This is a genomic window from Bradyrhizobium sp. STM 3843, assembly GCF_000239815.1.
Lineage (GTDB): Bacteria > Pseudomonadota > Alphaproteobacteria > Rhizobiales > Xanthobacteraceae > Bradyrhizobium.
On the sequence record NZ_CAFK01000105.1, the window covers coordinates 1 to 5959 of the forward strand.

6 protein-coding genes are annotated in these 5959 nt (G+C 62.5%); 1 reads left to right on the forward strand and 5 read right to left on the reverse strand.

The features are described from left to right. The 3 genes from BRAS3843_RS14090 to BRAS3843_RS39620 form a co-directional block, all read right to left on the reverse strand. Nucleotides 1-879 (reverse strand): serine/threonine protein kinase (locus tag BRAS3843_RS14090; RefSeq protein WP_035981695.1); only part of this gene is annotated, 879 nt, incomplete at its 3' end. Nucleotides 880-886: 7 nt separating this feature from the next. After that, nucleotides 887-2320, reverse strand: a complete 1434-nt coding sequence (gene trmFO / locus BRAS3843_RS14095; protein ID WP_008969593.1) for a methylenetetrahydrofolate--tRNA-(uracil(54)-C(5))-methyltransferase (FADH(2)-oxidizing) TrmFO — start codon at nucleotides 2318-2320, stop codon at nucleotides 887-889. 145 nt (nucleotides 2321-2465) lie between these two features. Further along, nucleotides 2466-2618, reverse strand: a complete 153-nt coding sequence (locus BRAS3843_RS39620; protein ID WP_083841365.1) for a DUF1127 domain-containing protein — start codon at nucleotides 2616-2618, stop codon at nucleotides 2466-2468. Between the two features lie 659 nt (nucleotides 2619-3277). On the opposite strand from BRAS3843_RS39620, the gene BRAS3843_RS14100 reads away from it, so the two are divergent. Then, nucleotides 3278-3541, forward strand: coding sequence for a hypothetical protein (locus BRAS3843_RS14100; protein ID WP_008969595.1), 264 nt, complete (start codon nucleotides 3278-3280; stop codon nucleotides 3539-3541). A 60-nt stretch (nucleotides 3542-3601) separates the two neighbouring features. Here the strand turns inward: BRAS3843_RS14100 and BRAS3843_RS14105 are convergent, their stop codons facing one another. Then, nucleotides 3602-4423 (reverse strand): lytic murein transglycosylase, encoded by an 822-nt coding sequence (locus BRAS3843_RS14105; protein WP_035981696.1) that lies wholly within the window; start codon nucleotides 4421-4423, stop codon nucleotides 3602-3604. A 246-nt stretch (nucleotides 4424-4669) separates the two neighbouring features. Then, nucleotides 4670-5578, reverse strand: a complete 909-nt coding sequence (locus BRAS3843_RS14110) for a DUF2189 domain-containing protein (protein WP_035981700.1) — start codon at nucleotides 5576-5578, stop codon at nucleotides 4670-4672. Nucleotides 5579-5959: the final 381 nt, after the last annotated feature.

Below are 5959 nucleotides of genomic sequence, written 5' to 3' on the forward strand. Positions count from 1 at the left end.
TTTGGGTCCCTTCGCGGCCGCAAGTTCGGTCTGCAGCTGAGCCTCGAGCGAGGGCCGGTCGGCTTCGACGAATGCGTAAAGGCCGACGCCGGTGCGGCGGTCGGCAAAGGCCACGATCGCGGCGTCGCGCACATCGGGATTTCTGCGGATCAGCTCCATCAACACGGGCGCATCATTGACCAGCCGCCGGCCACCGCCTTCGCGATCGGTGAAATTGAAGATGCCGCGGGTGATGGCGCGATAAACCTTCTTGCCGGTCATGAGCCAGATCCGCGCGAACAAGGATTTGCGCGCGAGGATCTTGCGCTCTTTCGGAGTCAGCGCCTCCGGTGCGTAGGTCCGCTTGTGCTTGAGCATGTGCCGCAGGTCTTCATAGGCGGCGATGCGGAAGAGGCGGCTGCGCGTCGAGAAACAGGCCGCCAGCTGGAAGTCGGTGACGTAACAATGGCCGTCGCGCCCGACCAGCCAGTTCTGCTCCTTGGCGAGATCATTATGCGTGATGCCGGCACGGTGCAGCCGGCGCAGCGTCTGCTTGGCGGAGCGGAAATAGGCGACATTGCCGCGGGGTTTTGCCAAATGAAGTGCGACGCCGTCGATGAAGCCGCGCACCAGAGCGCGGTCACCGGCCCACAGGAGCTCGGGACCCACATTGAGGCCGTTGGCCAATGTCAGTGCCTTGCGTTCCCGGGCGAACAGATGGCGCGCCAGCAGATACGACCACCATGGCACTTCATCGAGCCGCCGCAGCACGGCATCGACCTCGCCCTTGTCGCTGCGGAAACGGCCGCGCTCAACGATCGAAAACACGTCGCCCTTGAGCAGAACTCCGCTGCTCCAGCGCGACGACAGCACTTTGGCGTCGTCCTTCGGCAAACTCATCGGAAACTCACGCAGCGGCAGCGATATTGAGGTGGTCGGCGATCCAACGGTCGAGATCGGCCAATGCGCGGGCGCTGAGCGCCTGCTTCTTGGCGACCGTTTTCTCGTTGCCGCGCAGGCGCGTACCGTCCGGCTTTTTGGTCGGCGCGCTCGCAAGCGGCGGGAATAGGCCGAAATTGATGTTCATCGGCTGGAACGAGCGCGTCCCGGCGTCGATCGTTTCGATATGGCCGCCGGTGATATGACCTAGGAGCGCGCCGAGCGCCGTAGTCGGCGGGGGCGGCGCGAGCTGTTGTCCGCGCGCATCGGCTGCGGCGTAGAGGCCTGCGATGAGGCCAATGCTCGCGGATTCGACATAGCCTTCGCAGCCCGTCATCTGGCCGGCAAAGCGCAATCGGGGTTGGGCGCGAAGGCGCAGCTGGGCGTCGAGCAGCTTCGGCGAGTTCAGAAATGTGTTGCGGTGCAGGCCACCGAGACGCGCGAACTCGGCTTTCTCGAGGCCTGGAATGCTGCGGAACACCTGCTGTTGGGCGCCATACTTCAGCTTGGTCTGGAAGCCGACCATGTTGTAGAGCGTGCCGAGCTTGTTGTCCTGGCGCAGCTGCACGATTGCATAGGGTTTCACGGTCGGGTTGTGCGGATTGGTCAGTCCCACAGGCTTCATGGGTCCGTGGCGCAGCGTCTCGTGGCCGCGCTCCGCCATCACCTCGACCGGCAGGCAGCCGTCGAAATAGGGCGTGTTGGTCTCCCAGTCCTTGAAGTCGGTCTTTTCACCCGCGAGCAGCGCGGCGACAAAGCCATCGTACTGCTCCTTCGTCATTGGGCAGTTGATATAGTCCGCGCCGGTCCCGCCGGGCCCGACCTTGTCGTAGCGCGATTGAAACCAGGCCACCGACATGTCGATGGTCTCCCTATGCACGATCGGCGCGATGGCATCGAAGAAGGCGAGCGCATCTTCGTCGGTCAAAGCGCGGATGGCGTCGGCGAGCGGCTCTGAGGTGAGGGGGCCTGTCGCGACGATGACATTGTCCCATTCGGCCGGAGGCAGGTCCGCGATTTCGCCGCGCCGAAGCTCGATTCGGGGATGCTCCTGCAGCGCTCGCCCGACTGCGGCGGAAAAGCCGTCACGATCGACCGCCAAAGCGCCTCCGGCGGGCACCTGGTTGGCATCGGCTGCGCGCATGATCAACGAGCCGAGCTTCCGCATCTCTGCATGCAACAGACCAACGGCGTTATTGGCAGCGTCATCGGACCGGAACGAATTGGAGCAGACGAGCTCGGCGGGCGAGTGCGTCCGATGCGCTTCGGTCATACGTTCCGGGCGCATTTCGTGCAGAATCACGCCGACGCCGGCTTCGGCCAGCTGCCAAGCGGCTTCTGAGCCGGCGAGCCCGGCGCCAATGACATGAATGGGTTCGCGAGACGATTTGGTCGCAGTCATGGGGGCAGAGGTAGCGCGTTTCCCGCTGCAGGGAAATGCGCCTTAGCACGCCGTTCGACCAGATCGGCCACGGAACCGCGACGCCCTAAACGACAACGCCCGCCAAGAGGCGGGCGCTGTCCGTCAAGGCGTCGGAAGCAGCTGATCAGCCGTTGTAGTGACCGGCGGCGACGCGCGGAATGTCAGAGCGGTCGAGGCCGATATCCGCGAGCTCGCGATCGCTGAGCTGCGACAGCTCGGCAACGTTGCGCTGATACTCCCGGAACGCCTGGATCATGCGGATGAGCGAGAGCAACATAGTAAATCTCCTTAGATCGACGATTCAGCTCTTCGCCAGAGCCTCATCGTTGAAATGAATATAGAAGAGATTGTTGCGCTGCAGAAGCGCTGATGTTGCGGTGCAGCTAAACGATCAGCGCATAGCTTCGGTAACGGGCCATTAGGACTCTCGGTGCTGTCAGCTTATGCCGTAGAAATACCTTTGTTATCAATACTTTCTGAGGTATTTTGTGGAGGCCGGGAGCGGGGTGCATTCGGTGTCGCGGATTGTCGCGGCGCACTTTCTTGCCCGCTCAGTTCATTAAAAGTGAATTATAATTCGATTTATCTCACATCATCGCGAGCGGTTGTGATTCGCTTGCTCGGCGGCGATCCGGGGCCGACCAGATCGGGCGAGCGTTTCCTTTCGATGCGCCGCGATCCAATGCGCCGCGCAGGCTCCCGAAAATCCAAGAATGCAGTCTCAGATTGTATTTCCATTATCAGTTCGGCGTTCGCTGCGCCGCATCGTTACAGGCCTGTAATCGAATCGCTCTGTTATGCATGTGCCTCTGCGCCGATCGCGCATCACATTTTGCTCGCGTCGAATTCATTCGGAGGTTGAGCAACCTTCGGCGACAAAATGTCACATGGCTTTCGGCATGGCGTCGGGGGCTGTGGAAAAGGTGGGGAAATCACATGAAAATGAAGCTTTTTGGAGTAGCCGTGTTGGCGGCAGCGCTGGGAACAGCCCTGCCTGCGCATGCCGCGAAGGTGGGCGGTGGTTGCAGCGGCTCGAATCTCGAGAAAACGGAAACCGCCATCGAGGCCATGGCCGACGGCGACGCCAAGTTCGCGGCCGAGAAGGAAGTGGCGTTGGCGCAGGACGCTTTGCTGAGCGGCAAGATGGGCGTCTGCGCGGTGCACCTGTCGAAAGCCGCCCATGTGGGGGTAGCCAAGTAAGTATCTCCGATCGATGATATCAGGCCGACCGCGATGGCGGTCGGCCTTTTGTTATGCCCACTAAGGTGCGTGCGACAATTGAGTCGCGAACGCTGCAATCGTGCGGGCGTAGACGTCGCTCTTGTTCCATTGCTGGAGCACCGCGAAATTCGGGCCGCCGGGCTCCCAATCCTTGCCGCGCTGCCACCCGTGCCCCTTCAAGTAATTTGCGGTCGAGGCGAGGACATCCGGTGCGCTGCGCATCAGGTCGCGCCGGCCGTTGCCGTCGAAATCGACCGCGAACTTCAGCCATGAGGACGGCATGAACTGGGTCTGGCCGATCTCGCCAGCCCACGCGCCGCGCATCTCGGCAGGCGCCAGGTCGCCGCGTTCCACGATGCGCAGGGCATCCATCAGTTCGGCGCGAAACTCGTCGGCGCGGCGGCAGTCGTAAGCCAGCGTCGCCAAGGCGCGGATGGTCGGGAACTTGCCGATGTTGACGCCGAAATCGGTCTCCAATCCCCAGATCGCAACCAGCACCTCGCCGGGCACGCCATAGGCTTCCTCAATACGCGACAGCACGGATCCATATTGCTTCATCATGTTGGAACCGCGGGTCAGCCGCGGCGGGATCATGCGGCCGGAGAACTCTTCGAAGGTTTGCGAGAAAACCTTCTGCGAATGGTCGCGAGTGATGACACTCTGATCGAGCGTCACTCCGTTCAGGCCCGTGCTGACTGCGGCCGCCGAGATCCCTTTTGCCGTCGCTTCCGCCTTGAAGTCGGTCAGCCAGGCATCAAAGCTGCCGCTGCCGCACGCCGCCGCCGCGCGGGCTGTGCCGAGTGGCATCGCGGCAAACGCGGCGCACATGACAAGGCTTGCAAGGAGGCGAGAAGGGGGCATCGAACGCACCTGTCATCGAAATGATTTCAACCGATATCAACGGGTCGCCATCTTGGGCGCGACCGCGGCCAGAACATGGCCCGCCCTTCACGTTGCCGTATGTGAGACGCGCGTCGAACGTCCATCCAACACAATAAGGATTGTTTAACAGGCGGATGCGTCTGCAATACTTCGCCCCGTCAACGGCGGGCCGCCGGCGAGATGACCGGCGGCCCGGCTGCAGATCTTGACGCATGTATGTCATGCCTACTTGTCGTCGCGCGACCAGGGGAACAAATTGGCGGGGAAGTCCGCGGCAGGCTTGCGCTGCGGAGGTGCCGGCGGCGCCAGCCGTACTGCGTTGGGATCGACCGCGATCACCTCGCGATAGAGGTGCCAGGTCGCGTGGCCGAGCAGTGGAACCACCACCGCAAGGCCGAGGAAGAACGGGATCGTCCCGATAACCAGGAGCGCGGCGACGATCAGGCCCCATGTTCCGATCGCAACCGGGTTCTTGGCGGTCACGCGCAATGACGTCACCATGGCCTCGAGCGCGCCCGCACGGCGGTCAAGCATCAGCGGGAACGAGACCACGGTAATGGACAGCGCCAGCAGCGCGAACAGGAAACCTGTGCCGCAGCCGACCACGATCAGCCACCAGCCCTGCCGTGTGGTCAGGACATGCTGGATGAAATCACCAAAGCCGGTCGCGCCGCCATAGCCGAACACGGCGATATAGATCGCCTGCGCGGTCGCCACCCAGGTCACGAACAACGCCAGCAGCAACGTGCCCAGTCCGAGCATCGCGCCGAACGAAGGCGAGCGCAGCACCTCGAAGGCATCCCAGGCCGAGGCCTCGATGCCCCGTTCGCGCCGGCTGCTCAGTTCATAGAGTCCGAGCGCGGCGAACGGGCCGAGCAGTGCGAAGCCGGCGGCCAGCGGGAACAACAGCGGAATCACCGAGTAGCCGAACGCCGCCCGGGCCAGCACCAGGCCGAGCACGGGATAGATCGCGCACAACATCAGCGCGTGACTGGGCATGGCCTTGAAGTCTTCCCAGCCGAGCTGCAGCGCCCGCTGCAAATCGGAAAAATCGATGTTCCGGATGGTCAGCTCGGCCGCGACCTCATCGCCGGGCCGAGCGTGTGGTGCGACATTGCTATGATAGGTGGCCATGGTCGTTCGCTCCCTTCGATCCAGCGTGTAGCCGCCGCAGGGCTGGCGGCGTTCGCAGGTTTCAGACAGGCTCGCGATCTGGCCAGACGCGACGAACCCGAGGACGGCCATTCGCGAACTGAAGTCAGAAGCATACTCGAAAACGCAATTGTCCGTGCTCACGGCTGGGTGACGGTCGGCTATATCGCGGTGCACACAACGATACGTCATTTCGCCGTCATTCCGCCTTGGGTAAGGTTCAACGTTTCGCTGCCCTGTCCGGCGTCGACAGGTCGTTGGCTGTGAGTCACCGGTTCGCGCTGACACGCAACCAAAAGCAGCCGACTTCGTTCTTCACGCGTTAGCTAAAATCCATTGGGGAGCCATTGATGAGCGTCTTTG